This window comes from Brucella lupini (assembly GCF_002252535.1).
Lineage (GTDB): Bacteria > Pseudomonadota > Alphaproteobacteria > Rhizobiales > Rhizobiaceae > Brucella > Brucella anthropi.
In genome coordinates this window covers 39053-64438 of the sequence record NZ_NNRN01000055.1, presented here as the reverse complement: position 1 = coordinate 64438, position 25386 = coordinate 39053, and the positions used below count along the sequence as shown (strand labels likewise).

The window sequence follows — 25386 nt, the reverse complement described above, 5'->3', positions numbered from 1 at the left end:
TCAGGCCGGGAGCGCAACTCCCGGCCTTTTGAAGAGATTGCGCCATGCTGCCGTTGGAAAAGATTTTTGAGAAAGCCCGTTCGAAGCCACGTCACATCGTGCTAGCCGAGGGCGAAGATCCGCGCATCATCGATGCGGCGCTCCGTGCCGAACGCGAAGCCATTGCCCGCATCACGCTTCTGGGCTCCGAAAGCGTCATCAGCAGGCAGATTGACGGCTCAAAGATCGCGATCATAAATCCAGTAGTATCGGGCAAAAGCGCGGATTATGCGCAAAAACTCTATCGGCTGCGTCAGGCCAAGGGCATGACGGAAGAACAGGCCGAGGCGATGGTGAAGACGCCACTCGGCTTCGCCGCCATGATGGTACGCGAAGGCGATGCGGATGGGACGGTGGCTGGCGCAGTCGCAACGACAGCCGATGTGGTGCGCCATGCCCTGCAGATCATTGGTAAGGCCGACGGCGCATCGCTCGTCTCAAGCTTCTTCCTGATGCTGCTGTGCCAGTCTCATCATCAGAAGAAAGGCGCTTTCGTCTTTGCCGATTGCGGCCTCGTGGTGGAACCGGATTCCGCACAACTTGCCGACATCGCCATACAGTCGGCAGATTCATACCGCCAGCTCACGGAAAAAGATGCGGCCGTTGCCATGTTGTCCTTCTCCACCGGCGGCAGCGCTGCGCATGAGCGTGTGTCAAAGGTCGTTCAGGCAACCCGGACGGTGCGGGAGCGTAAGCCTGATCTGTGCATCGATGGAGAATTACAGTTCGACACGGCATTCGTCGAGGCAATCAGCCATGCCAAATCGCCGGATTCACCGCTCAAGGGCAATGCCAACGTCTTTGTGTTCCCCAATCTCGAAGCCGCCAATATCGGCTACAAGATTGCCCAACGTATTGGTGGGGCGCAGGCCATAGGCCCCGTGCTTCAGGGCCTCGCCAAACCCGCTAATGACCTCTCACGCGGGTGCAGCGCTGACGATGTCCTCCACATGATCGCTATAACCGTCAATCAGGCAAAGTGAAGGACATCGCGCCGCTATTCGCGAACCGCTAAGACTTCAGGAAGCGCGTAGCGATGCCGTTGAGAAACTGTGGCAGTACCGTGAAGGCATAGGGTGCATAGACCCGCTCCAATCGCTGATGATACTCGCGACCCCACGGGCCGATATTCACCACCGGATAGGAAAGCGCTTTCGGATTGGCGCGGTCGATAAATTGAGCCGCTGGTGTGTTGGCCGCGATGACTTCACTATCCGTCGCGTCAGGAATATGACCGAAGAAGCTCATATCTGAAATACCGGCGAAGATTTCGCGATACCGGATCGTCGTTTCGAACTGGCGCTCCGCATCCAGGCGTGCGGTTTCCAGAGCTTCTGCAAAACGCTGTTCTTCGGCCGTTTCGACACCCATGCGAACGTGAGGATAGACGAGACTTCCGAAGCCGATAATGACCGCCGGGCCTGTAACGCGTGCCTCGGCAACCATGGCGTTGACGAGTTCCCGCGTGATGAGAAGCGGGTTATCGCTGCTTGAAAGTTCAGATTCCAGCACCGCTATCCGTTCCAGTGCTGCGTTACCGCCAATGCGCCGGACTTCGTCGCGCAACTCGGCCGTGGTCAGAATTCTGCCCTTGTGATTGGCATCTGCATCGCTGCCAACCAGCTTTGTAAAGCGCTCCGCCTCCACATTGAAGTGCGTGATTGCCCGATCCAGCGCCTCACCGACAATTGCCTTGAACCGCTGGAACAAAGCATCAGGCGAGACGGAATGGGTCAGCCAGTTGAAAGCAATCCACGTCCGTTCCGGCGTGGTCACTTCATAACCGCCGCGAAAATCCCGCGCTTCAAGGCAGATTGGAGGTGGCGAAACTTCGCCATCCGCCGTGTCGCAAAGGGCTGCATTGGCTTCCACCGCCCGCATGATTTCCGATGCAATGAGATGCGCGCTGACACCTTCAAACGGATAACTCGCATGAGAAGGCTGTCCGACCACAAAAGCAAAGGGAAGCTGCTTGCCGATTGTGCCCCGATAGATGGCTCGGCCTTCCGCACCGTCACCCTGATCGCTCGTTGCGTCAAGATTGATACCGGCAACGATATCGAGGCCCCAGCGTTCGGCAAGTTCCGGCAACGCATCGCGCAGGCTGCGCATTCCCCGCGAACCACGCTCTTCGTCAGGTGTCGCAAACAAAATCAGATTGCCTTCGCGATCTGCCTGCTGCGAGAAATGTTCCAACGTTGCGATACCGGCTGCAACACCGCTTTTCATGTCGAGCATGCCCCGACCGGGAATGTAATTTCCGCTCTGGAAGTCGGCGAGTGCCTTTTCCTCGTTCGGTGCAAGCGGACGGCTGGTAAGATCGGCCAGAAGAGCTTCCAGCAAAGCATCCGGCTCGAAAGCAAGATGTTTCAAATCGCGATAATTTGCAATTTCCACCACATCGAAGTGCCCCGCCAGAGCCAGGGTTCGTCGCCCGGCGCCGCGCACAACGGCGATAACATTCTTGGTCATCGGCGAGCCGTGACTGTCGATGACGGCAATATCGTCAGGGTTCTTTTGGAAATAGGGGATCTCGCGCAAAAGCTCGGCCAGCTTCAGCCCGAACGATGCCTCGTCAGGTGTTCCCGTTTCGCTCGGCCATCTCACCATGCGATAGGAGAGTTCTCGTACCCGTTCTGTCGGGTTCCATTCATTTGGGGATGCCACGGTCTTTCCTCGCTCAATAGTTCCCCGTCTCCGTGCCTTGGGGAAGGCACAGGCGGGTTTTCAAATCTGGTTTAAACGTCGACTTACTGGTTGAGATGCTTTCGCAGGAACGCTCTCGTTCTTTCATTTTCCGGATTGGTGAAGATCACGTCCGGCTTGCCTTCTTCGACCACGACGCCCTTGTCCATGAACAGAACCTTGTCTGAAACTTCGGCGGCAAAACGCATTTCGTGGGTCACGATCAGCATGGTCATGTGTTCCTGCGCGAGCTGTTTCATGACCTGATTGACTTCCTCGACCAGTTCTGGATCGAGCGCAGAAGTCGCCTCGTCGAACAGCATGACTTTCGGCTGCATCGCCAGTGCACGGGCAATAGCCACGCGCTGTTTCTGCCCGCCCGACAGACGCGACGGATACATTGACGCCTTGTCGGCAAGACCGACCTTCTTCAAAAGAGAAACGGCCAGCTCCTGCGCTTCCTGCTTGCTCTTGCCCTTCAACTTGATGGGTCCGAGTGTGATGTTTTCCATGACATTGAGATGCGGAAACAGATTGAAGTGCTGGAAAACCATGCCCATCTGCTGGCGCACGGCATTGATATGCCGCTCGAAGGAGCGTCCGCTCAACGACTGGTTTACCTGCACGCCGTCCAGCAATATCTGGCCTGAGTTGACCGTTTCCAGATGGTTGATGGAGCGCAGCAAAGTACTTTTGCCGGAACCGGACGGCCCGATAATGGCGATAATCTGGCCGCGTTCAACAGACAGGTTGATGCCCTTGAGGACTTCGAGCGCGCCATAAGACTTGTGGACGTCGCGCACTTCCACCATGGGTTTGCTGTTGCTCATCGGTAAGCCTCGACTTTCTTTTCCATCCAGTGCAATCCGGCTTCCAGGATGAGATTGAGTACGTAGAAGATCACTGCGGCAGTGATATAGAATTCAAACGGGCTATAGGTTTCACTGATTGCCTGCTGTGACGCATGCACCAGTTCGGTGATGCCGATCACCGACACGAGTGCCGTGTCTTTCAAAAGCGCAATCAGATTGTTTCCCACCTGCGGCAGCGCGTTGCGGACAGCTTGCGGCACGATGATGTAGCGCAGCGTCTGACCGTTGCCGAAACCTAGCGAACGGGCACCTTCATTCTGCCCCGGATCGACAGTCAGGATCGCGGTGCGGAAGATATCCGAATTATAGACCGCAAAATGCAGGCCAAGGCCGATGATACCAGTCCATACGGCTGGAATGTTGATGCCGATCTGCGACAGGCCGTAATAGAGCAGGAACAGCTGCAGAAGCAGCGGCGTACCCATGAACAGCCAGATGAAGAAGCGGACAGGGTAACGCACCAGCCAGTTGCCATAGAGAACGAGCAAGGCAAAAGCGATACCGCCGAAGAAGCTGACGATGGATGAGGACACGGCGATGATGAGCGTCCACCAGATGCCGGTCATCAGAAGTTCAGTATAGGGCGGGACGATAGAGAAATCGAGTTGCATGAGATCACCGCCTATTTGAGTGCATAGCGGGCTTCGAGGAAATCGACGAAGCGTGCAACGATATAAATGAGGACCATGTAGATGGCCGCGGCGATGCCGAAGATTTCAAACGGACGATAGGTCGAGCCGATGAAACGTTGAGCCGTGTAAGTCAGTTCGACCACGGAAATCGCGGAAACGAGAGCAGACCCCTTGATCAGCATGACTGTATTGACACCGAGCGAACGGATCATGAGCCGCGCTGCCTGCGGCAACACCACAAAGCGCATCGACTGCCCGTTGCTGAAGCCAATGGAACGGGCGGCCTCGTTCTGCCCGGTATCGACCGTCAGAATGGCGCCTCGCATGGCTTCGGCGTAATAAGCGCCAATATTAAGACCGAGACCGATGGCACCGGCTGCAAACGGCTCAAGATTGATGCCGATCTGCGGGCCGCCGAAATAGAGAACGAAAAGCTGCAGAAGGCATGGTGTGCCGCGAAAAACGCTGACATAGGCCGTACCGATAAAACGCAACGGCCAGAAACGCGATAGTTTTGCAGATGTGGCAAGCGCACCGACGCCCAACCCGATCAAAATGGCAAGCGCCGATATTTCGACGGTAACCAGGGCGGCCTCCAAAAAATATGGAAAGACCTCCACCATCAAAGAGAAGTTCATTATCTCCCCTTTCCTGTCTGGAAAACCAAGCCGGAAAGAAATGTTGCCGGGACAATTGCGTTAATAGCTGTCCCGGCTCGGGGTTTCATGCGGTTAGCGGATGTCGCGACCGATCCACTTGGTCGAGATTTTCTCGTAGGTACCGTCCGCTTTCATGTCGTCGAGAGCCTTGTTGATCGCATCCTTAAGCTCAGGGTTACCCTTGCGCAGAGCGATGCCGACATTGTCGGTGCCCTGAAGTTCAGGCGTATCGAGCTGACGAACCTTTTCGCCGCTTTCCTTGATGGCGATCAGGATCGGAATGTCATCCGATGCAATGGCGTCCACGCGACCTGAACGAAGCTCAAGCAGCAGTTCCGGGATGCCCTTATAGGTACGGACGGTCCAGCCACCCTGTTCGCGCGCCCACTTGTCGCTGGTTTCGCCAAGCGTCACGGCAATGGTCTTGCCCTGTTTCAGTTCGTCCATGGACTTCACCGGCGAGGTTTCCGTCACGAAAATTCCACGGCCACCGCGATAGTAAGGGCCTGCGAAATCGACAGCCTTTTCGCGTTCCGGCGTGATGCTCATGCTGCCGACGACCACATCGAACTTGCCCGCACGCAGGCCTGCAATGATGCCGTCGAAAGCGGTGGTCACGACAACCGGCTTTACATCAAGGCGCTTGGCAATTTCGGTGCCGATATCGACGTCGAAACCAACCACCTGGTTCTGACCATCAACAAAACTGAATGGCGGGAAAACACCGCTCATGCCGATGCGCAGTTCGCCGCTTTGCTTGACCTTTTCGAGGTCGTCCGCATGAGCGGGAGCGAGCATCATCAGCGCGCCGACGCCAGCGGCAATGAGCGAAGACAGAAGGGTTTTCATTTCATTTTCTCCTAAGTGATCGTATCGCGATCACGGGCGATGCCCGTTCCGAGCGCCCGGCTGGACGCATCTTTCCAGATCGTCGACGCCCGACGGGCGACGGCAAATTTCTTGGGAAAACAGATTCGGAACAGGCAAGAACGATATGCTCTGGTTACCCAAGAGCGGGAGAAAGAAAAGCTCCATCGATCCACCTCCGAAATTCCCCTTGCCGGTTGCGTTGCTTACTTATCCGGCTTGTTTGTTTTCAAGCACGCTAACGGAGCAAAGGATCAACGAAAACGTCAATTCTGTATAGAAATGTCCAGCAATCTGCGATAAACGCAATCAAACTGACGAAATCGTCAAATGGCGGTGTGGTGATGGATGATCTGGATCAACGATTAATATCAGAACTGCGCATCAATGCGCGTGCGTCCATTCCGACTCTCGCCAGCATTTTGGGTGTGGCGCGGGGCACGATCCAAAGCCGGATGGAGCGCCTGATCGCATCAGGCGTCATTGCAGGCTTTACAGTCAGATTGAAGGATCATGGTGCCACCGACATGATCCGCGGCATCATGATGATCGAATTGACCGGGCGAAACATCAAAAGCGTGATAGCGACTTTACGCAAGAACCCCGGCTTTTCCGCGGTGAACACCACGAATGGTACGTGGGACCTGATCGCCGAGATCGAAGTCCCCAACATGAATGAATTTCACCGGCTGGTAACAGGTATCCGCGCCATGGACGGAATCGCGAAATCCGAGACACACATCTTTCTCGGACCCGCCTGAACCTTCGGCTGCCTATTCCGCCGCTTCAGCCACATAACCAAACTGCATGATGGCATCCGGCGCAGCAACGCCCGGCAGAATACGACCGTCATCCACCGGCGCGCCCATCTGGGTGGTCATGGGAATGACGCCTGCCCAAATTGGCAGGGCATAATCGGCATCGTCATCCTTCGGCGGACCGGAGCGAACCTTTGCTGACGCTTCATTCAGTTCCAGTTCCAGAAGCATGGTGGCCTTCAGCTCCTTTGCCATCATCGGCCGCAGGCCTTCCCAGCGACCCGGAAAAAGGCCGTTTACGAAGCTGTGCAAGTGATGTTCCTTTACCGCGATGTCCGAAATTTTGCGCGCTGTCCCGAAAGCCATGACCGAACGGTAATTGCAGGAGTGATGAAACGCCGAGCGAGCGAGAACCAGCCCGTCGAGCAACGTAAAGCTTACGCACACTTCTGCTTCGTCGCAACTTTCCAGCATACGACTGGCGGATGATCCGTGCCAGTAAATGAAATCGCCTTCACGCCAGACCAGCGTAGGCGTGACATAGGGCGTTCCGTTGAACACATAGGCCACATGCGCCAGAGGCTGCGCATCGATGATTGCGTGAACCGTGGCTGCGTCATAGGCACCGCGCTCATGCAAGCGTTTTACACGGCTGCGTTCAGAAGGGGCTGTCGTCATGGCCGATTTTTCTCCTTTATATTCGGCCAAACTGCCGTCATAGTGGCTTTGAGAAAATAGCCACTTTAAGAGAATAATATGATGCCAATTTCGAATACACTTCCAGAATTCGGGATTGATCGCTCCAGTGATGTCTCGCTGACCGCCCAACTGGTTGATCAGATAAGACAAGCGGTTTTAGCCGGGCGCCTGAAACCCGATTCAAGATTGCCGTCTACCCGCGCCTTATCTCTGGAACTCGGCCTGTCACGAACAACCGTTCTCGCGGCATTCGACCAGTTGATTGCCGAGGGCTATCTCGAAGGACGTCAAGGTTCCGGAACCCATGTCACCGCCGAACTTCCCGACACCAGCCTGACAGTCGACCATCCGCCCCTCGACGCGATAGTCCAGCCGCAGTTACATCACGAGGAAGCCAAACCTTTTCATCTTGGTGTATTTGATAGTGATCATTTTCCACACGACGAGTGGGGGAAGCTGCTCGGGCGCATCTGGCGCAACCCATCCCCTGAGCTGTTAAGCAGTGACGATGTGTTCGGCTTTCATCTTTTGCGATCTTCACTGGCCCGTCATTTGCACGAGTGGCGCGGGATGATTGTGTCACCAGAACAGATTATCATTACCGGCGGCAGCGCGGACGCTCTTTCCCTCATTCGGGAGGCCCTGTTTGTACCCGGTGACAGACTGTGGATGGAGGAACCGGGCTATCCGCCCGCGCGCAAGATCCTTGGCGTCAACGGCCTCGACATCATTCCCGTCCCCATTGATGGCGGAGGCCTCGATGTTTCGACCGCGCGAGACAAGGCCAACAATGCGCGTGGAGCGTTTGTCACACCGGCACGGCACCACCCGACAGGCGTGACCATGCCATTAGGGCGCCGGCTGGAACTGCTTGCCTGGGCAAGGGAACGCGACGCCATCATCATCGAGGACGATTATGACAGCGAGCACCGTTATGTCGGCCAGCCATTGCCATCTCTGATGTCGCTTGATCCAGATCGCATCCTTTATATCGGAAGTTTCTCCAAGGTCTTTTCGCCACTCCTGCGGCTCGGTTTTCTGATTGTACCGTCGCACATGACCACTCGATTCAGGGCGCTGCGACAAACCTTATTCCCAGCGCCATCGCCCTTGGCCCAACCGGCATTGGCCAGTTTTATCGAAACGGGAGCCTTTGCACAGCACATCAGGCGCATGCGGCGCATACATGCATCGCGGCGTCGTAAACTGATTGCAGCGCTCGCTCCCGGAGATCCGAAGTTTTTCCGAATTGAAGCCCCTCCTGCCGGGCTTTCATTGCTGCTGGCTTTGCCAGACGGGAAAAGCGATACGCGCCTTGCCACTATTCTCGCAGATGCTGGTATCGAGGCTCATCCGCTATCAACGCTCTATACAAAACTGAAGCCACGTCAGGGGCTTATCCTCGGATTCTCAGGATTTGATGAAACTGCATTGGAGAATTCGGCAACAGCGCTGATAAAAATTCTCGAACAATCGAATTAGAGAATGTGCATTAGCAATTTCGTAAACTTTGGATTCAGCATTTCCCGGTAAGCTTTGATTAGCAATTAGCTCGGAGGGAGCGTTGCAGCCCATTTGTTTTGCGTTACGGGTGCTCATGCGTTCTTCGGTTGTATCAGTCATTGCCCTTGCCTGCGCCGCTTTGACGGGCTGTACGTCAAGTTCGGGCATCGACAGCATTATGCTCCAGTCGAAGACATCGGCTGAGACCACAAGTTCGGTGGCTCGCCCGGTTCCGCCCGCTCCCTTGAGCGAAATGGCGAGCGCACCTCAGCCGATGCCAGCTGCCGAACAGGAAGAAGTTCTGGCTTGGGCCGGCCCCATTCCGGATGCGGGTCCGTTCAAGGCAGAGCCGCCCGCTCCCGTTACACCGCAACCGCAGTTGCAGGAACGCCCCCAGGCGCGCATCTCTGTTCCAAAGCCGGAAGTCGCAGCCTATCCGCCGGTGCGCCTCGCACCACAGGAACGATCGAAAGTCTACAGCCACCGCTTTCGTGATGCGAAACCAATCAATTTTGGACGCTCATCGCCGCGCAAGCTGGCAGTGCACGGTGTGGACGTCTCCCGCTGGCAGGGTGATATCGATTGGGTGAGACTGCGCACGCAAGGTGCAAACTTCGCCTACATCAAGGCGACCGACGGCGGCGACCACCTCGATCCCATGTTCCGCAAGAACTGGCGCGAAGCGAAAGCAGCGGGCATCAAACGCGGCGCATACCACTTTTTCTACTGGTGCCGCGTGGCAAGCCAGCAGGCCGATTGGTTCATCCGCAATGTTCCAAAGGAAGCCGATGCGCTTCCACCTGTCATCGACGTAGAATGGAACGGCGATTCCTCCTGCAAGCGTCGACCTTCTCCGGCGCAGGTGCGGGAAAAGATGCAGGTGTTCATGGACAGACTGGAGCAACATTATGGCAAGCGGCCAATCATCTATACCGCACCGGATTTCTATGACGATAATCTGAAAGGTGCCTTTACCAACTATCCATTCTGGCTGCGTGCCGTTGCCCAGCATCCGTCGAAGGTCTATCCGGGGCGCCCATGGACCTTCTGGCAGTATTCCGGGTCGGGTCTGTCGCAGGGCGTGAACGGCAAGATTGACCTGAACGTTTTCCACGGCTCAGAGGACGACTGGCACAGATGGCTGGCGCGTGCCGCCAGCTAAACAGCGAGAAACTGGCCAGAAGCCAGTTTGGATGTTATGAGGTTATATCAGGGATAACCGAAGCTTTGCCTCGAAACCCGGCATGCAATATCGCCATGCCGGGCCATTTGCTGCCCGCATGGTGTTACCATGAAAGGGAATGGCAAATATGGACATCCGGTTATTTGTGCTGGCGCTGGCAACCTTCGTTACCGGCACCGCCGAGAACATTATCGTCGGCATTCTTCCGGGCATCGCACCCGGTTTGAGTGTCTCAGTCAGTGCCGCCGGGCAGCTGACATCAATCTTCTCGATTACCTTCGCTCTCACAGCACCACTGGCATTCGTTCTAACAACGCGCTTCGAACGGAAAGCCATCCTCGTCTTCGCCTTGGGCGTTTTCGTCGCAAGCAATATCATCGCGAGCATTAGCTCCAATTATGCTGTCCTGTTTATCGCGCGCATCGGCATGGCCTCCGCAAGTGCAGTCGTCTGCCTGATTGCCACCATGCTGGCGACAGAGCTGGTTAGTCCCGCAATGCGCGGACGCGCCATCGGGATCATATTCATGGGTATAAGCGGATCGATGGTGGCCGGTGTCCCCACGGGAATGATTGTCAACGATTGGCTGGGCTGGCGTGCGGTCTTCCTGTGCCTGGCACTGGCGGCAGCTTTGGTGCTGCTCCTGTCGTTGCTTTCCCTGCCCCGTGCAGGACGAAGCCTGCGTGGCTTGCCACCTTATATGCCGCACCTGAAATCCTTTCGGCTGGTATCAGCACAATTGGTTTCCATCCTGATGATCGGCGGTCATTTCGTCTTGTTCGCCTATCTGTCACCCTATCTTCTGGAGGCTGTCCACATCTCTTCACAGAAAGTCATCTGGGCGATGGTGGCGTTCGGCATGGCCGGAATGACAGGCGGCTATCTCGGTGGACTGCTCGTCGACAAGCTTTCACCAAGGTTGGCTATCGTGCTGACGCCACTTCTCTATCTGACGGCGTTAGCAACGATACCGCTTGCAACAGGTTCCAGCACTATTTTCGGCGCGGTACTGATGGTCTGGGCTTGTATCAGCTGGATGATATCACCCGTCGTTCAGAGCTTTCTCATCACGACCGATCCCGCAACGGCAGATGCCGGTGTCGGGATCAATCTATCTGCCATGCACATAGGCGTAGCGCTTGGCACGGCCACGGGCGGACTTGCTTTACGGCACTGGCACTTGCAAGCCCTGCCGTGGATCGGATGCATTCTGGTCGCGCTTTCCTTACTGTGTGCCCTTAACGCTTCCCGATATTTTGCAGGTCGTAAGGCGTCGATTGATACATCTCGTTGATCCAGTTTCCAAACAGAAGATGTGCGTGGCTGCGCCAGCGGTTTTCCGGCTGGCGCGTCGCGTCATCTCCGGGGAAATAGTTCGCTGGAACCTTTGTTTCAGGCTGAGCCTGAATGTCGCGGAAATACTCATCGGCAAGCGACGTTGTGTCGTACTCCACGTGATTGAACATATGCAGCGCGCGATGACGTGGATCGTCCAGCAGGCAAAGGCCCGTTTCCGGACTATCGACCAAAACCTTCAGCTCACTCTCGGCTGGAATGTCGCTCTTGCGCACTTCGGTCCAACGTGAAACCGGGATTTTGAAATCATCCGAAAAGCCACGAAGGTAGGGAGACGACGGCGCAAGGTTGTGCTGGCTATAGACGCCTGACGCCTTGCCCGGCAGCTCGTACTTGCCCATGCCGTGGAAATGATGGACGGCAGCCTGTGCGGCCCAGCATATATTCAGTGACCGGTGCACATGGGTCTGCGTCCAATCGAAGACACGCTGCATCTCATCCCAATAGGTGACTTCCTCGAACTCGAGGCGTTCGACCGGAGCACCGGTGATGACAAAACCGTCAAAGCGTTGGTCCTGCACCTCTTCCCACGGCTGGTAGAACGACAACATGTGATCGGCAGGCGTATGGCGCGCCACATGGTTGGTGATACGAACAAGGGTCAGCTCGACCTGCAGCGGTGTCGCGCCAAGCAGACGCGCAATCTGCGTCTCTGTCGTGACCTTGTTCGGCATCAGATTGAGAAGGCCGATCTTCAGCGGACGAATATCCTGACGAATGGCATCTGCTTCGCGCATGACCATGACGCCCTCGGCCTGGAGAACACTGGTTGCTGGCAGATCGTCAGGAATTTTAATCGGCATGTCGCGTCGGTCCCTAGTTTATGTTGGGGGAGGACGCGAGTGGCTTTATCCGTATATTTGCCGGTTTGGCCACATCCTCTCTTTACAGAGAGTACCACCTTGCCCGGAGAGGCAGGTTGGCGTTGGGCGTCTCCCCAACTCTTGATGTGATGTCACTTCTACTCAAACTCTTTCAGGGTGGCAATAGGGTTTAAGTGTCGCCTTAAAGTGTATGAGAAATTTCCATTTCTTTTGCCGATCAGTTTATGAATGCTGCACTCAGCGACTTACAAAATTTGGAATGAACGTCCTTCAAATTTTTTCTATGGCGGCTTTCAAAGCGCTTACACGCTGAGCTGATGTCCGAAATGATTGTCCTGCGGCAAAACCGAAAGCGATAGCGCGAGAATCCTTCTCTTCGACCGGGACACGGCATGAAGCATGAATCTCTGCCGCGCCCGTTGCCTCCACGATCCGTCTCGCATTCTCCGCATTGACGCCGCTGCCGGGCATGATGCGGATGCGGCCACCAGCCAACTCAGCCAGCACCCGCAGATTATCCAGCCCCTTTTCCGCAGTTTGTGACAAACCAGACGTCAGAATGCGCTCAAAGCCGAGTGCAATTGCTTGCTTCACGGCAATCTCCATATTCGGAACGAGATCGAATGCGCGATGAAGCGTCGTTCCAAGGCCTTTTGCTTCTGCAACCAGTCTTTCCAACATGGCGACATCAAGAGAACCGTCGCTCAGCGAAGCACCAATGACAACACCGGCCAAACCGGCATTTCTGGCATTACGAATATCCGACACCATGATGGCTTCATCTTCTGTCGAAAAGCAGAAATTGCCCGCGCGCGGTCTGATCATTGTGTAAACCGGGATTGGCGCTTTCGAGGCAAGCTCCATCAATCCGAGCGAAGGAGTCAAACCACCAAGCTCAAGCGCAGAACAGAGCTCGATACGATCCGCACCACCTTCAATTGCCGACCGCAACCCTTCGGCGCTATCTACGCAGACTTCAAGTAACACGCTCACGTCTGATGCCCCAATATTGCGGCCCCAACCAAACCGCCATCACTGCCGAATACACCCGGAACGACCAATGGCTGGTTCATTTTCCGCAAAATTCTGGCCCTGACGGCCGTATCAAGTGCGGAGATCAATTCGGAAGCAGTAGCAAGTCCACCACCAACCGGAATAATCGACGTGCCTGTTATGTTGACGACGGCTGCAAGCGGATCGGCAACCAGCTGGAGATGAGCGGTAATCGTCCGTCTCGCCTCCGGTTTGCCTTCCAGCCATTCCTGCAGGACCGCATGGCTACTCGCATCTATACCGTTCAGAAACTGATGCAGCTTTTCGATCCCGCGCGCGCCGCCAATCGTATCGACGCAACCGCTCTGACCGCAGCCACAATCGAAGCGAGGAACCGACACTGTTTGTCCGTCTATTTCTACACACGTGTTGAGGATCGGGCCATGCCCCCATTCGCCAGTCAAACCGGCTTTACCGCGAACCAATCGACCGTCGATAACAAGCCCGCCGCCAACACCTGTGCCCAGCACTGCGCAAAAAACTATGTCGTGCCCCTTACCGGCCCCTTCGATAGCTTCTGCAAGGGCCAGACAATCAGCATCATTGGCGGCGATCACCTGTCGCTGCAATCGCTCGCCGAGTTCAAGGCTTAATCTATGATCGGTGATGCAAGGAATGTTCGCCGAGAAAGCGGAACTAGTTACTGGATCAACCAATCCAGCGATGGAAAGTGCAAGTGGCCCCGCCTCGTCCGATACGCGGGTTCGAAGCGCAGTTTCCAATGCGCCCCCGAACTCATCCCAACTGTTTGCAGGGGTCGGCAACTTTTCAAGAAGTTCGATGTGTCCCGGATGTACAGAGCGGGCCAGCCGAATGAAGGACCCACCAACATCCGCGGCAAAAACAGTACCTGCCTGCCGAGACTGACGCATCCTTCTGTCGTGCATGATCGATCTTCCGCCGATACGTTTCGATGGTCCAACCAATCATCGCAAATGTATCGGCAGTCAATCGCAAGGCGCAATTATCCTACGGTTTTGGCGCCACGAGCGAGATGTTCACACCTTGCGGATCCTTGCATTGAACAACCCATTCGCCGTTCGGTACTTCCATCGGCTCTTGCAAAACCGCTCCGCCGAGAGACTTGACCCGGCTGGCAGCATTCTTCACGCCATCGACCATGAAGTAGAAGCCCCAGCCAACAGGAGTGCCGGGAGGTGCGGTCATGATACCGCCGTGATCGGCGCCATCGACACTGAACACCTTGTAATTGCCCATAGGCCCCATGTCGAAATTGCGTGAGAGCTTCCAGCCGAAAACTTTCTCATAGAACGGAAATACCGTCTCGCAGTTTTGAGCATACAGTTCATGCCAGCCCGGATGCCCCGGTTTGCGCGAACCGAAGTCAGCCGGTGGCGGCATGTCGTCTTTCGGTTCAAAAAGTGCAAAGATACCACCTTGCGGGTCCGAAACGATCGCAAACCGTCCAATGTCCGGGATATCCTGCGCTGCTCTGAGCACCTTGCCACCTTCTGCTTCAACCTTTTTGGCATATTCGTCTGCATTTGCGACACCGACATAACCGATCCAGCCGGGTTCGCCTCCGCAATCTTCCTTTGGCATATCCGCCATCGACATCATGCCTGCAATCATGCATCCGGGCACTTCGAACAATGTATATTTCATGCCGGGAACCCCGGCATCTTTCGCTGTCCAGCCGACGACTTTTGTATAAAAATCCTGTGCGTTGTCAGCATCTGTTGTCATAAGTTCATACCAGACGAACGGAGAAGAGCCGTTTTTCATTGAAAGTACTCCCTTGGATTTCTTTCACAGTTGAATGATCAGCCGCAGCAGCTGTGCTTGGAAGCCTGTGCTTCATACTCATCGTGCCGTTTGACGAAATGCATCGTGCCATTTTCATTCCGGCCCTTGGGGGCGCGGTCGAGGATCATCAAAGTGCCTATCCACTCCTCGATGCCTCGGGCATAGCTGGAATAGGTGTGATAGATGGCACCGCTTTCGTCCTTGTAGAAAGCGCTCATGCCGGGCAGCTCATCAAAAGCATCTTCTGCAGCCAGCTTGTCGAAATTGTAGAAAACGCGGTTATTCTCGAGTTCATCCTTCGTAAAGGAGACGTGGTAATCGAAGTTGAAATCACTGCCTTCTGACGAAACCCATGGGAAATGCCAGCCCATCCGCTTCTTATAGGCTTCCAGCTTTGCCAGAGGCCCGCGCGAAACGGCAACTAGCGTGACGTCGTGATTGTTGAGATGAGTCACGGCACCATCAAGATTGTCAGCAAGGAACGAACATCCGGTGCAACCTTGATCCCAGTCGGGTCCGAACATGAAATGGTAGATCAGCAACTGGCTACGCCCGTCGAACAGTTCGGAAAGCGACTTCCGACCAGAAGGCGTATCGAATGCATAATCCTTATCAACCTTCACCCATGGCAGTGCCTGCCGCTCACGATTGACCTTGTCGCGCAGATGAGTGGCTTCTTTTTCACTTGCCAGAAGCGCACGTCGCGCCTCAAGCCAAACTTCTCGGGATACGACCTCATTCATGGTGCAAGCCCTCCTCCGGCTTTTGCTCCCTGTCTATGCCCAGATATCAATGTTCCCGCTTGACGATTTACATTGATATCAATATTAATAAATCATGTCAAATAGCCTCGATGTACCCTTTGAAACAACACTTCTGGTTCGTGATACCTGCCTTTGCTTGCATGTTCAGCGTGCCGCACGTGCGCTCGCCCGCCGCTTTGACGACGCTCTGCGTCCAGTTGGGCTGACCAACGGCCAATTCTCGCTGATGATGTCGCTCAATCGCCCGGCACCGCCGCCAATGAAGCCGGTCGCTGAGCTTCTGGCCATGGATCAGACGACTTTGACTGCAGCGTTGAAGCCATTGCAGCGGCAAGGTTGGGTGGAGATCGTTATCAACCCAAAGGACCGGCGCGAGCGTTTATTGCAACTCACGCCAGAGGGAAAAGCAGCCCTTGCTGCAGCGGTGCCGATATGGAAAGCCACACATGCGGATATCGAGAAGCAGCTCATAAGCGGCAACGGTGATGACGTCCGCCGCGACTTGCTGGTTCTGTCGTCAGTCTAATGGCCGAAGGGGCGCTTTTCGCGCCCCTGCCCAACAACTTATTTGTTTTTCTTCTTTGGCTTGAATTCCTTGTCGTAAACCTCTTCCGCCATACGCCGCAGCGAACGTCCGATAGCGGCATATTCATACTCATTGAGGTTCGCCAGCGAGATACGCCCTGCAGGCTGCAAAGTACCGAAGCCAGTGCCCGGAAGCATAACAATGCCGGTTTCATCTGCGATACGGAAAAGCAATTCTGTTGGAGAGATATTCTTCTTCACCCAGGCCGCAAAATCATCGCCGTAGAGGCGGCGAACGATATCTTCCAGATCGAGCAGCGTATAATAATCGACTTCATTCTCGTCGGACTGTGGTTCCAGCCCAAGCTCGCGGTAAAGCGCCGCTTCACGGTGACGGATCAACTTCTTGAGTTCGGCCTTGTAGGAATCCTTTTCGTCCATCAGACCGAAAAGCGAGAACAGAACCATCTGCACTTGCTGCGGCGTTGATAGCCCTGCTGTGTGGTTAAGCGCGACAGTGCGGCTGTCGGCAACAAGCCTGTCAATAAACTTCAGTTTTGAGACATCCGGCGTTAGTGAGGAATAGCGCTCATTCATTTCCTTCTTCGCCGAAGACGGGAGGTTCTTGAGCTTTTCATCCAGAAGATTGTCCTTCTGCATGGCGACAACACCAAGACGCCAGCCGGTTGCTCCGAAGTACTTGGAAAAAGAATAGACAAGCATTGTATTGTAAGGGCAGATCGCAAAGAGCGACTTAAAGTCATCTGCAAAAGTGCCGTAGACGTCATCCGTCAAGATCATGAGATCGGGACGCTTTTCCTTGACGATCCGCGCGATTTGCTCAAGGCCGCGTTGATCCATCTTGACCGACGGCGGGTTGCTCGGATTGATCAGGAAGAAGACCTTGACCGACTTGTCGAGCAGCTTGTTCAGCTCCGCTTCGGGATATTGCCAGCCCTGATGCGGGTCGGCATTGACGTGCACTTCTTTCAACCGATAATTGTTCAGTTCCGGTATTTCGATGTAGGGCGTGAAAGCTGGCATACCGATGGCGACTGTATCGCCTTCATCAAGTATCTTGTTCTGTTTCAGCGTGTCGAAAATATAGGTCATGGCAGCAGTTCCGCCTTCAACCGCGAATATATCGAGTTTATCGGAACTCATGTAACCGCCGATCATCTCGCGCACGAGATAATGCTTCACGATCTCTTCGCTGATCTTCAGCATGCGCGGCGGAACCGGATAGTTACACCCAAGAATGCCTTCCACCATTTCATGCAGATATTCTGATGGGGAAAGGCCCAGCTGATCACGCACATAAGACAGTGCACGCCCGAGAAACTTCACCCCGGGTTGGTCGCCATTGTCAGAGAGAAATCTCTGGAAACGCCCTTCAATTCCCTCGACTTTCGGCAAACCGCCCACGCTTGTCGACATATAGGAATAGGAAAGTTCGGCTTCTGCGACTGCAAATAGCCCTAGTCGCAGAAAGGCACGACGCGGTAGGGTAGCCAGAAAATTCGGATTGCCGCGCCCGGCGTTCAGCATGGTCAGATCAGCTTTGCTTGAAGCCAGCTGGATCAGTGCGTCCTTGAGTTCGAACGGGCTTAGCTTTGCATACTTGCTATAATCAGTCTTCGCCATGATCTACTCCTCAGGAGAAAGCGACCACCAACGGCCCGAGCAATGTCAAAAAGACATTGGCAAGCGCATAGGTGATTGCGAACGGGGTGGTAGGAATGGAATTGCCTGCCTTGTCGAGCACTTCGCCGAAGGCAGGATTTGCGCTGCGCGACCCGGAAAGAGCGCCAGCAAATATAGCCACATTGTCATATTTCAGCACGTAACGGCCAAAGAACATCGTGATGATCAGCGGCAGAATGGTTACGACCACACCGATCAGGAAAATGGTGAGACCGCTGCTGATAATTGTCTGCACGGCCTGCAGACCTGATTGGAGGCCGACAACTGCAACAAAGCCAGCGAGGCCCAAATCGCGCAGCAATGTGGAGGCACCGGTCGGCATGTTGCCGATGGTCATGTTCCGGCTGCGATACCAACCGAATAGCAGACCTGACAGAAGCGCTCCGCCGCCGCTGCCGAGTGTCAGCGGTATCGAACCAATACGCACGACAGCCAGACCAATCAGAAGACCGAAAGCGATACCGAGGCCATGGAACACGAAATCGGTCTTATCGCTTGGAACGATCACCGGACCGATAGACTTCGCCGCACGCTGCAAATCCTGATCGGTTCCGTAGAGTGAAACGACATCGCCAGCACTGATGACCGTATCAGGTTGCAGCGGCAAAGGCTTGTCGGCCCGTTTGACGCCGATAACATAGACGCCATGGCGCAGTTCAGAGCTTATATTCTCCTTGATCGCAGCAACGGTCTTGCCGATATAATCCGGTGAAGTGATCGTCACGTCACGGATTTGCACGACGACATCCATGCCTTCAGAAGATTGCAATTCGGTGCCGATCTTGTTGCCAGAAGCGACAACGCCTGAGCGCCTGCCGGCCACAAGAACGATGTCGTCCCTTTCCAGATGGAGATTGGGTGCGAGGCCGATGATCTTGCCAGCACGTTTGACCCGTTCAATGGTTATGGCGTCTTCAACAGAGGTCATCGCCTCAATCTGGGCCACGGTCTTTCCTGATGCCTGTTCCACCTTATAGATGCGCCCCACAAGATCAGGAGCTGCTTCGCTTTCGCCCTGCCCCAAGACCCTTATGCCAGCCAACAGTTCGGCTTCCGCCTTGATGGCATCGTCGCGGATAGTGCGTCCCATGAATTTCGGCAGCAGATTAGGCGAATTTGATATAACTTACTGAATAATAATAATAATTTTATGTTCCCTCCCTAACTCGCCTGTAACCACGCCCCATTGAAATCATTGAATAATCCCACCTCTCCCCCTAACCTTTTCCTCCCGAATTTGCGCATTTGCCCGTGAGATACTAGTCATCATTCCGAATGTCAGTTGACTCTAACCTCATGTGAGAACATTTTAGGAACATCGGAAGGCGGCCCGATAACCCCACAGGCATGCTTGGTGGCGTGTGTGTCTGCTTCACTGGAGCAGGACAATGAATGCAGTTGCGCAGGGAAATGAATACGACGACGAAATTGAATTGGTTCTTGCCTACCACAAGGGCGATGCGCGGGCCGCAATTGAGGCACTTCTGAAAGATCGGGATTTTCTCGTAAAAGAGATCGAATATGCCAGTCTGGCTATGTCGATGGGCTTTGCACGTGGTTGGAAGCCGACAATCTTCGTGAAATGAAATGCGAACGGTACTGCGAGAACTGCGCCCGCGAAACGTCGTGCGCTTTAGCTGTGCGCGTTGTCGGCATTATCTGGAAAAGACAGCCCCGCTTATGGCCGCTCGCTTCGGAGAGTGGGTAACGCTGGAAGAGATCGAGCCACGGCTTGTTTGCAGCAAGTGCGGGAACAAAGCGGGCAACTTCATCAGTTACGGACTGCCTGAGAAATGATGCAACTGAAATGGTGTCGAACGATCATTGGCGGCCAGACCTGTTCCGGTGACTTCATAGCATATACTGAATGGGGCAACTTCTGCCGGATCCTGAGAAGCGACTTTGGGCCGAGTGCGGGAACGTGGAAATGGTGTTTGATTGATTGTCGTAGCCCGTTCCAAGACCTTCCTTACGGAGTATGCGAGGACAAGGGAGAAGTCGTAAGCCTAGTGAAACGGATGTTTGAAGAATTGCGAGATAGAAAAAACCTGGAATTTCAGCGACCGTATATGTGGAATGACGGAAAGTACTGGTACAAATGAGCGAATATAAGAATGACAATGCACACGTGGCGAAGGCTGGAAAGCTGTTTGAGCACTGGTGTGATGCCAAAGGCTGTAAGGAGTGGGGAACCTTTGGCTATAAATTGTCGAATGGCCAGCTTTGGCTTTGTCGCGCTCACAAACAGGAAGGCGAAGATGTGTTGACTGGACGGCGCGAATAACCGCGCTATTCTCTTCGCAAAGGGAGAGACACATGATCAAGCCGAAGCAAGAAGGCGACTATCCAGACCGGGAAATGGACCTACAGGAGGCGATTGCTGGGAAGCTTGTGGAAGCTCTGGACGCGGCAGAGGCCGCAGGCTGGAACCGGACGGAAGCTGCAACGGCCATGGTCGAAGCAGCCATCGCTATTCATCAAAGCGAGACTGGCACGGCACCGGACGAGTAATTAGCCTGGTATGTGAAATCCGCCCTTCAGCATGAAGCCGATGATCCCGGCGATAATCCCGCCGATGATGTACATGTTGATCGACTTCAGAGAGCTAGCGATACCATTCACCTTATCGTCAAACTTTTTGTCGAGTGACGTGATTTGGTTCTGAATGGTCTTCATCTGCTCATCCTTGCGCGCATCATCGATATCGTACTTCACGAGACGGCTTTCGATTGACGTGAGCCTCTGGACATTGGCGGCAGCCGTATGCTCCAGATTGACCACACGTGAGCGAAGATCGTTTTCAGTGTCCGGCATGTTCGTTGCATCCATCCGCCCGGTTGCCCCTATTACTTCTTGTCGTGAATAGCGCACTCGTCTTTCGACCAGACGCCGCCTGCACAACCGCGCACTATGGTGCGGTCGATCTTTCGTTGGTCTGCCTCGGTTGCCCCGCGAGCGCCCAGCAGATCGGTTCCGAGAACATTACGAACGCCGCTCACATTTGCCGGTCCTGAATGTCCACACCCCGCCAGCGTCAATGCACTCATCATAAGAGCGAGCAGCATCCAGAGCTTTGCCTGTGGCTTCATTGTTCTGTCTTTCAATCTTGGTTTCCGTGCTGGCCTTGCCTGAGAGCTTTCCGGCGAGATAGCTACCGCCAGCAATAAGTGCGGCAACAGCAAGGGCAGCGAGCGCGACTTTCAGCCAGTTGGGGATGAGCGCCCAGAGCGCGGTCATAACGCATCGACCAGCTTTTCAAGCTTGGCCCTCGCCTGTGGCATGGTGAAAATGGCGTATCCGGCAATGAGGATGATTGCGGCCACAATGACCAGCTGCACTTTCCAGTCGACAAACGGCATGACGGCAGCACCGCCGCCCGATCCGAACCACGTCCAGAAGCGAGACGATTTCGAGATTGGCTTTTCCTCGACGGGTGCAGGAACTACCTCGGCAGCCGGAGCAGTGACTACCTGGTCAACGCCGTAGCCTTCAGCAAGAAGTGCCTTGTCATAATCCTTGGCATATCCGGCGATCAGTTCGGCCTTGTCCGTGCCATTGACGATCCGACGAGCGTTCTTGAAATCGGACTTCTGCAGGGTGATGTAATCCGACAGCTTCTTGCCAGTGAACCAACCTTCGACCATGCCAGCAATAATGATTGGAGCGGCATATTTGGGCTGCAGGAGAAGTTCGGGCTTCGACACGAAGTCAACGCCGAGCACCTTCCCAGCCTTTTCATAGTTGGCCTTCCAAGTGATCTGGACGTATCCACGACCGATATACGGCCAATATTTCTTTGACCGGAGGTATTTATCACCGCCCATCTCATTGATCGGCTTCATCGTGTGTGCGGTCTCGTGGTAAGCCGTGGCCAACACATACGCCATCTGATTGCGCAATAGTCCACGCTCTCGACCTGCCTCAATCAAGAGGCGGGTATCGCCAAGGTGCATATTCAAGGTGATTTCCTTTCGGCATGAAACCGCCTCAAGGGCGGCTACTTGATGAGCTAACGTCTCTGGTCTATGACGAAATCTTCGCAACGAGATTTACGCCATGACCAGAACTAATAATTTAGACTTCCTTCGATTTTTAGCTGCCTCTACTGTTGTCCTTGGGCACGGTCAGGCCCTCAGTGGCACTCCTGTTACCCAACTACTAGGATCCAACATTTCCACACTAGGAGTGATGGTATTTTTTGCGATTAGTGGATATCTGATTACAGACAGTTGGGAGAGACAAAAGTCATTTAAAACCTTCATCGCAAATCGTTGTTTAAGAATTTTCCCAGCCCTAGTTTCAGTAACGGTATTGACTGCTTTTATTCTTGGTCCGTTCGTTACTAGTTTAATCACATCTGAATATTTTAAGAGCCCTTTATTCATTAAATATCTTCAAAATATAGCTTTAAATGTAAACTATGTTTTACCGGGAGTATTTGAAAACAATAATCTTAAATTCGCAGTTAACGGCTCACTTTGGAGCCTTCCGCCTGAATTCGCGTGTTATATAATGGTTGCAATTGTTGGAATATTTGCGAATAGATTTAAGAACGCTGCATATCTATCAATTTTAATAATTATGTCATCATTGACATTCTACAATCTTAGACATCCTGATATTACGTATGTTTTTTATGGAACGGAGCTGTTTAGCTCTGCTGGAGTTATAGTTTATTTTCTATTAGGATCAATAATACGCTTGTACAGAATTAATCTTAGTTTTTGGATATTGGGTGGTTTTATTATTTTATACGCATTATTATTTCCAACCAATTCCAATTACTTAAATATCACATTTGCGGCCATTATTACTTCTTACGGCTGCTTGAAATTTGGTTTTATGAGCACGCCAATATTACGCAAATGGGGAAGGTTTGGAGATCTATCTTATGGCATCTATCTTTATAGTTTTCCAATTCAACAAACTTTAGTCCACTACGCTGGCAATGGCATCGGGGCAAATAAATTAATTTTTTCATCTTACATCCTTTCAATATTATTTGCTTTCCTTTCTTGGCATCTTATTGAAAAACAGGCTTTGAAACTGAAACCAAAACGAGAGATGAAATATTCTCCTATTCCCTCTAGTGCTTGACATGATTATGGCAAGTGAACCGATATTTTGTCGTACCAAAGTTGCGCCTGTTGATTTGCCCCCACCGCGTTCAGATGGGTCGCGTCTTGTCGCTCTGTGATCGTGTCAATATCCGGTCCTGAATAAATGAAGGCTGGCGGGTTAACAGCGGCAACTTGCGCGGCTTTTATTGGCAAAGACAAAGTTCCTGAAACCCAGCTCTCTTGTGCAACAAACACTGGTGTATTCACAGGTGCGTTTGCTCTAAAAGCTGCGATTACTTCTGAAAGTCGTGCAGCATAAACAGCCTGTGTTGTTGCTAATGACGTATCGGTTGTGCCTTGCTGCCATAGAACAGCGTTCGGCGTTAATCCCAATGCAGACAACCTTCTAATACCAACTCCTATACGGTGATTAAACTCACCGCCTGTTCCCCATTGGGAAACAGATGAACCACCCATGCCAATTGGAATGAAAATAACGGTATCGGCCTTTCCTCCTACGATAATTTTGTCTGCGAGACGTATAGCAAAGTTAGTTTGCGTTCCGTCTACTCCGAGCGTAGGATCAGCTGCATCATACAGGCCACCGTCACGGATATTAACCTGATAGATATTATCACTTGCTGGTGAGAACGAACCAGAGGCATAATTGCAAACCAAGGACTGCCCCACAGTCAGAAAAACGACTGTGTTTGCTGTCAATACTGACGCGACTGATTTGACACTTCGATCAGCTGGCGAGGGAGTGATGTTATTATAGCTTATTGATGATATAGCCAATTCATAAGGCGAGACTGTCGATCCAAAAGATTGCATCAGATAATTACCCCGCCAATCATGCCAGACTTTGTTCCACCGTTGACACCCGTCCACACGGAACTTCCATTAATTGCGTATTCAAGCCAAATGTATTCGCTAACTCCGATTGCTGCCGCACCGTTAAATGATGCAGACGCGCGAGCGGTTGTTCCATTTGTTGTTATGGCTGGAGATCCAATTTGGCTGACCGGGTTGGTCGAGTTTATTCCGATAGCAACATGTAATATTTCAGTAGCTGATGATGCATTTCTCCCATGTCCAACAACATCAACGTTTAATCTCCTCCCTGCCATACACTGAAATACTCTTACTCTACTAAAACCGTTCCCGTTCTTAGCTTTGACCCATTGCGCTCCAGAACCAGACCAGCTGGCATCTGGCCACTGGAAAAGCAAATCCTTGTTCGCCACGTTCATCAGATTGGAAAGAAGGCGATTGCTTGCGCTATCGTCTGTAATTCCTGCTCCAGAAGTCAGAAAAGATCCTATAAGGGTCGCCTTTTGAGCCGGGATTGTGAAGGAAGAACCGTTCGACGCAAGAGAGATGGCATACCGATTGACCACCCGGCCCTGAAATAAAGAAACTTCTGCCGACCCCCCTCCTGTGCCTCGGTCAGTTGATGAAGCCCACGACTTACATCCAAAACCAACGTTTTCCCCATCAAGGAAAGCATAGACATCATATGCCGTGGAGGCTCCATATCCGGCAATGCTGAGCGAAAATGCACTGAATGATCGTGACCGCCAAAGTTGACCGTCATACAATTCAACCAAATTAGATGGAGAAGGGATGACATAAATAGTGGAAGCTCCAACGACATCCGATGAGGGTAATGGCACACCTTGGGTAAGAGACAGCGTTGGACCGCCAATAAATCCACTCGCCTGAGCGCCATTTGTGACTACCTGCGCCAAGGTTCCGTTCGGGTCTTGGATGCCGAACGTGGCAGGATCGGCGAGATCCATCGTGCCGACACCAGTGAAGATCGGCACTAAACCCGCAGAGCCGACTAAAGCGGCGAATGCTTCAAGATTGCCGCTGGACAGAAGATCAATCAAAACGCGCACCGCGCCCTGATACCGGCTGCCGTCTGGCTGGAAGCGAATGCGCAGGGGCAAGTCAGTTCCAGCCGCCGCAGCAGGACATGGCAGAAACAGGGTGCCGGAGTTCTGGCCCGTAATCGAAGCGATAATCAGGACGTGACCGGAAGGCGCGATAATGCTGTCGCCCGCTTGTATGGCCGCCGTCTGGAGCGCTGAACCGGACGTGGTGAACTCCTCTTCACCCGCCACAAGCGTCAGTTCACCGATATTATAGTCGGGTCTGATTGCCATTACGCGTTCCTCTTTGTCTTCTGAGCGGCTTCAAGGTCTTTGTTCCGCTGCTCAAGCTCGGTGCGTAGGTTCTCGATCTGGGCTTCCAGCATGGCGCTGTGACCGCGCTGAACAGCCAGCTCATTCGCTAAGACCAAGTTTCTGTCCCGGTAATAGGCATTGAGAGCCGCATACTCGCCTGCCGCCGCCATCGGATCGATTTGCACGTGCGTAGGCTTCGCCGGTTCATTCACCGTCGTGTCGGTCATGTCGGATTTTCCTTGAA

At 53.6% G+C, this 25386-nt stretch carries 30 protein-coding genes and 1 riboswitch; of the genes, 10 read left to right on the top strand and 20 right to left on the bottom strand.

Translation table 11 applies throughout. The annotated features are described in order from the left end of the window. Window positions 1-44: 44 nt before the first annotated feature. Window positions 45-1022: a phosphate acetyltransferase gene (gene pta, locus CES86_RS20030; protein ID WP_094515190.1), complete on the top strand. Its 978-nt coding sequence runs from the start codon at window positions 45-47 to the stop codon at window positions 1020-1022. A 28-nt stretch (window positions 1023-1050) separates the two neighbouring features. Here pta and CES86_RS20025 read toward each other — a convergent pair whose 3' ends face one another. From CES86_RS20025 to CES86_RS20005, 5 genes are all read right to left on the bottom strand, one after another. Further along, window positions 1051-2649: a M20/M25/M40 family metallo-hydrolase gene (locus CES86_RS20025; RefSeq protein WP_081861789.1), complete on the bottom strand. Its 1599-nt coding sequence runs from the start codon at window positions 2647-2649 to the stop codon at window positions 1051-1053. 140 nt (window positions 2650-2789) lie between these two features. Beyond that, on the bottom strand, window positions 2790-3554 hold the full coding sequence (locus tag CES86_RS20020) for an amino acid ABC transporter ATP-binding protein (protein ID WP_029927530.1): 765 nt from the start codon (window positions 3552-3554) through the stop codon (window positions 2790-2792). Beyond that, on the bottom strand, window positions 3551-4207 hold the full coding sequence (locus CES86_RS20015) for an amino acid ABC transporter permease (protein ID WP_012092915.1): 657 nt from the start codon (window positions 4205-4207) through the stop codon (window positions 3551-3553). Before CES86_RS20015 ends, CES86_RS20020 begins: the two co-directional genes overlap by 4 nt. 11 nt (window positions 4208-4218) lie before the next feature. After that, window positions 4219-4866 carry an amino acid ABC transporter permease gene (locus CES86_RS20010; RefSeq protein ID WP_029927532.1) on the bottom strand — a complete coding sequence of 216 codons (648 nt, stop codon included), beginning with the start codon at window positions 4864-4866 and terminating at the stop codon, window positions 4219-4221. A 93-nt stretch (window positions 4867-4959) separates the two neighbouring features. Further along, on the bottom strand, window positions 4960-5736 hold the full coding sequence (locus CES86_RS20005) for a transporter substrate-binding domain-containing protein (RefSeq protein ID WP_029927534.1): 777 nt from the start codon (window positions 5734-5736) through the stop codon (window positions 4960-4962). 362 nt (window positions 5737-6098) lie between these two features. On the opposite strand from CES86_RS20005, the gene CES86_RS20000 reads away from it, so the two are divergent. Further along, complete coding sequence (locus CES86_RS20000; RefSeq protein WP_010658693.1) at window positions 6099-6515, top strand: Lrp/AsnC family transcriptional regulator; 417 nt, start codon at window positions 6099-6101, stop codon at window positions 6513-6515. A gap of 12 nt (window positions 6516-6527) precedes the next feature. Here CES86_RS20000 and CES86_RS19995 read toward each other — a convergent pair whose 3' ends face one another. Continuing rightward, a complete protein-coding gene (locus CES86_RS19995) occupies window positions 6528-7190 on the bottom strand; it encodes a pyridoxamine 5'-phosphate oxidase family protein (RefSeq protein ID WP_029927536.1) in 663 nt (220 codons plus the stop codon). A gap of 78 nt (window positions 7191-7268) precedes the next feature. On the opposite strand from CES86_RS19995, the gene pdxR reads away from it, so the two are divergent. The 3 genes from pdxR to CES86_RS19980 all read left to right on the top strand — a co-directional run bounded on the left by pdxR (window position 7269) and on the right by CES86_RS19980 (window position 11191). Next, complete coding sequence (gene pdxR, locus CES86_RS19990) at window positions 7269-8693, top strand: MocR-like pyridoxine biosynthesis transcription factor PdxR (RefSeq protein ID WP_235819959.1); 1425 nt, start codon at window positions 7269-7271, stop codon at window positions 8691-8693. Between the two features lie 115 nt (window positions 8694-8808). After that, on the top strand, window positions 8809-9876 hold the full coding sequence (locus tag CES86_RS19985; protein WP_012092909.1) for a glycoside hydrolase family 25 protein: 1068 nt from the start codon (window positions 8809-8811) through the stop codon (window positions 9874-9876). A gap of 139 nt (window positions 9877-10015) precedes the next feature. After that, window positions 10016-11191, top strand: coding sequence for an MFS transporter (locus CES86_RS19980; protein ID WP_235819958.1), 1176 nt, complete (start codon window positions 10016-10018; stop codon window positions 11189-11191). Here CES86_RS19980 and metA read toward each other — a convergent pair. The 5 genes from metA to CES86_RS19955 all read right to left on the bottom strand — a co-directional run bounded on the left by metA (window position 11136) and on the right by CES86_RS19955 (window position 15640). Then, window positions 11136-12056, bottom strand: coding sequence for a homoserine O-acetyltransferase MetA (gene metA, locus CES86_RS19975; RefSeq protein WP_094515189.1), 921 nt, complete (start codon window positions 12054-12056; stop codon window positions 11136-11138). The genes CES86_RS19980 and metA overlap by 56 nt on opposite strands. 43 nt (window positions 12057-12099) lie before the next feature. After that, a riboswitch (SAM-I-IV-variant riboswitch) is annotated at window positions 12100-12209 on the bottom strand. Window positions 12210-12347: 138 nt separating this feature from the next. Then, window positions 12348-13070 (bottom strand): copper homeostasis protein CutC, encoded by a 723-nt coding sequence (locus tag CES86_RS19970; RefSeq protein ID WP_029927546.1) that lies wholly within the window; start codon window positions 13068-13070, stop codon window positions 12348-12350. Next, window positions 13067-14017, bottom strand: coding sequence for an ROK family protein (locus CES86_RS19965; protein WP_094515188.1), 951 nt, complete (start codon window positions 14015-14017; stop codon window positions 13067-13069). The genes CES86_RS19970 and CES86_RS19965 overlap by 4 nt, the downstream gene beginning before the upstream one ends. Before the next feature lie 82 nt (window positions 14018-14099). Beyond that, complete coding sequence (locus tag CES86_RS19960; protein WP_010658685.1) at window positions 14100-14876, bottom strand: VOC family protein; 777 nt, start codon at window positions 14874-14876, stop codon at window positions 14100-14102. A 38-nt stretch (window positions 14877-14914) separates the two neighbouring features. Continuing rightward, window positions 14915-15640: a DUF899 domain-containing protein gene (locus CES86_RS19955; protein ID WP_010658684.1), complete on the bottom strand. Its 726-nt coding sequence runs from the start codon at window positions 15638-15640 to the stop codon at window positions 14915-14917. 94 nt (window positions 15641-15734) lie between these two features. Between CES86_RS19955 and CES86_RS19950 the strand changes: the two genes are divergently transcribed. Beyond that, window positions 15735-16187 (top strand): MarR family winged helix-turn-helix transcriptional regulator, encoded by a 453-nt coding sequence (locus CES86_RS19950; protein ID WP_012092903.1) that lies wholly within the window; start codon window positions 15735-15737, stop codon window positions 16185-16187. A gap of 38 nt (window positions 16188-16225) precedes the next feature. Here the strand turns inward: CES86_RS19950 and CES86_RS19945 are convergent, their stop codons facing one another. Both CES86_RS19945 and CES86_RS19940 read right to left on the bottom strand, forming a co-directional pair. Beyond that, entirely contained in the window at window positions 16226-17830 is a 1605-nt protein-coding gene (locus tag CES86_RS19945; RefSeq protein ID WP_094515187.1) for a bifunctional aspartate transaminase/aspartate 4-decarboxylase, read from the bottom strand. A 10-nt stretch (window positions 17831-17840) separates the two neighbouring features. Next, entirely contained in the window at window positions 17841-18980 is a 1140-nt protein-coding gene (locus CES86_RS19940) for an aspartate-alanine antiporter-like transporter (protein ID WP_235819957.1), read from the bottom strand. A gap of 298 nt (window positions 18981-19278) precedes the next feature. Here CES86_RS19940 and CES86_RS19935 point away from each other — a divergent pair, with 298 nt between their 5' ends. From CES86_RS19935 to CES86_RS19920, 3 genes are all read left to right on the top strand, one after another. Next, window positions 19279-19476 (top strand): hypothetical protein, encoded by a 198-nt coding sequence (locus CES86_RS19935; protein ID WP_094515186.1) that lies wholly within the window; start codon window positions 19279-19281, stop codon window positions 19474-19476. A 512-nt stretch (window positions 19477-19988) separates the two neighbouring features. After that, entirely contained in the window at window positions 19989-20174 is a 186-nt protein-coding gene (locus CES86_RS19925; RefSeq protein ID WP_094515184.1) for a hypothetical protein, read from the top strand. Window positions 20175-20206: 32 nt separating this feature from the next. After that, window positions 20207-20401 (top strand): hypothetical protein, encoded by a 195-nt coding sequence (locus CES86_RS19920; RefSeq protein ID WP_094515183.1) that lies wholly within the window; start codon window positions 20207-20209, stop codon window positions 20399-20401. Here the strand turns inward: CES86_RS19920 and CES86_RS19915 are convergent, their stop codons facing one another. Genes CES86_RS19915 through CES86_RS19900 form a run of 4 tightly spaced genes read right to left on the bottom strand, consistent with a single transcriptional unit; the run spans window position 20402 to window position 21843 of the window. Then, window positions 20402-20704, bottom strand: coding sequence for a hypothetical protein (locus CES86_RS19915; protein ID WP_235819956.1), 303 nt, complete (start codon window positions 20702-20704; stop codon window positions 20402-20404). A 32-nt stretch (window positions 20705-20736) separates the two neighbouring features. Next, window positions 20737-20979 (bottom strand): hypothetical protein, encoded by a 243-nt coding sequence (locus CES86_RS19910; protein ID WP_036586338.1) that lies wholly within the window; start codon window positions 20977-20979, stop codon window positions 20737-20739. Further along, window positions 20873-21127, bottom strand: coding sequence for a hypothetical protein (locus tag CES86_RS19905; RefSeq protein WP_094515182.1), 255 nt, complete (start codon window positions 21125-21127; stop codon window positions 20873-20875). Before CES86_RS19905 ends, CES86_RS19910 begins: the two co-directional genes overlap by 107 nt. Further along, window positions 21124-21843: a glycoside hydrolase family 19 protein gene (locus CES86_RS19900; RefSeq protein WP_094515181.1), complete on the bottom strand. Its 720-nt coding sequence runs from the start codon at window positions 21841-21843 to the stop codon at window positions 21124-21126. The genes CES86_RS19905 and CES86_RS19900 overlap by 4 nt, the downstream gene beginning before the upstream one ends. A gap of 103 nt (window positions 21844-21946) precedes the next feature. On the opposite strand from CES86_RS19900, the gene CES86_RS19895 reads away from it, so the two are divergent. After that, window positions 21947-22987 (top strand): acyltransferase family protein, encoded by a 1041-nt coding sequence (locus CES86_RS19895; protein ID WP_094515180.1) that lies wholly within the window; start codon window positions 21947-21949, stop codon window positions 22985-22987. A gap of 5 nt (window positions 22988-22992) precedes the next feature. Here CES86_RS19895 and CES86_RS19890 read toward each other — a convergent pair whose 3' ends face one another. From CES86_RS19890 to CES86_RS19880, 3 genes are read right to left on the bottom strand one after another with little or no spacing between them, the layout of a single operon-like run. Then, entirely contained in the window at window positions 22993-23784 is a 792-nt protein-coding gene (locus CES86_RS19890; protein WP_094515179.1) for a sialate O-acetylesterase, read from the bottom strand. Further along, window positions 23784-25121, bottom strand: a complete 1338-nt coding sequence (locus CES86_RS27725) for a hypothetical protein (protein WP_192802351.1) — start codon at window positions 25119-25121, stop codon at window positions 23784-23786. The genes CES86_RS19890 and CES86_RS27725 overlap by 1 nt, the downstream gene beginning before the upstream one ends. Next, window positions 25121-25369: a hypothetical protein gene (locus tag CES86_RS19880; protein ID WP_094515178.1), complete on the bottom strand. Its 249-nt coding sequence runs from the start codon at window positions 25367-25369 to the stop codon at window positions 25121-25123. The genes CES86_RS27725 and CES86_RS19880 overlap by 1 nt, the downstream gene beginning before the upstream one ends. Window positions 25370-25386: the final 17 nt, after the last annotated feature.